The organism is Bacillus sp. SRB3LM, from assembly GCF_015712745.1.
Classification (GTDB): domain Bacteria; phylum Bacillota; class Bacilli; order Bacillales; family Bacillaceae_G; genus Bacillus_A; species Bacillus_A thuringiensis_K.
This window is the reverse complement of record NZ_VWVQ01000111.1, coordinates 1-851: the sequence shown is the minus strand read 5'-3', so window position 1 is coordinate 851 and position 851 is coordinate 1. Positions and strand designations below refer to the sequence as shown.

Here is an 851-nt window from a genome sequence, read left to right as displayed (position 1 = left end):
TGCTTGGATTGAAATCCTTGCGAACGGCTACAAAAATGATCGCTGGAATGGAAGCTATGCATATTGATCAAAAAAGGACAAACGCTCCAAGGGGAGAAGTCTGTTCAAAAGCAAATGTATCTTATCGATGAAATCTTTGGTTTAACAGCATAAATTTCAATTCCGTTAGGAATCTTTTGTTCATTTTTCATAAACCCACTATTTTTGCAAAAGAACCATATCGTTAGATGTGGTTAAGGCCGATGCTACTTGATTCATATTTGCTGCCATATCACCACTCCTTTAAATTGTTTATTAGAAGAGGTTCTTCTTATAATTTAGAAAACATTAAATTTTCTCTGTATTAACTGTACCAGTAAATGTTCCAGTGTTGAGAGTTTGGTTAGTATCATACCCGGAAGATGACAATTTTATTGCTGTAAAAGACTTATCAGCACAGACCCCTTGAGAGTCTTGAGAAGGACGTTGAAAGTCAAAATTGTATGTGCCATTACTTAGAGACGTAGTTGTTTGATAACCGACTGGACACATATAATCCCAATTATTTGGGTCTGAGTCAGATCCCTGACCAGTTTTAGCTAGAAGGGCCGCACGCAGCCAACCATCATTAAGTCCAGCTATAGTTATAGTAGCAGTAACGCCACGTTCTCCTGATTGTGCCGTCCATATCGTCGGGTAAATGTCCATATTATTACTCGCGCCGCCAGGGACTGGGGATGTAATCGTATAATTAAGGTTTTCAGCATTATAAGGCATAGGAATCAACTCAATGCGATCGATAAATACTTGTGTGTTTGTTTCCTGTGGCTGTAAGGTAAGTGCTACTACCACATTTCCTGAAGGTAAAGTAA

The 851-nt window shown here is 38.7% G+C and carries 1 protein-coding gene and 1 pseudogene; one reads left to right on the top strand and one right to left on the bottom strand.

Annotation, left to right across the window (positions count from 1 at the left end; all coding sequences use genetic code 11):
* A pseudogene (locus tag F3I02_RS32380) lies at window positions 1-153 on the top strand (IS6 family transposase); the annotation flags it as partial.
* A 174-nt stretch (window positions 154-327) separates the two neighbouring features.
* On the opposite strand, the gene F3I02_RS32375 reads toward F3I02_RS32380, so the two are convergent.
* On the bottom strand, window positions 328-851 hold a 524-nt coding region (locus tag F3I02_RS32375), incomplete at its 5' end, for a hypothetical protein (RefSeq protein WP_196478803.1).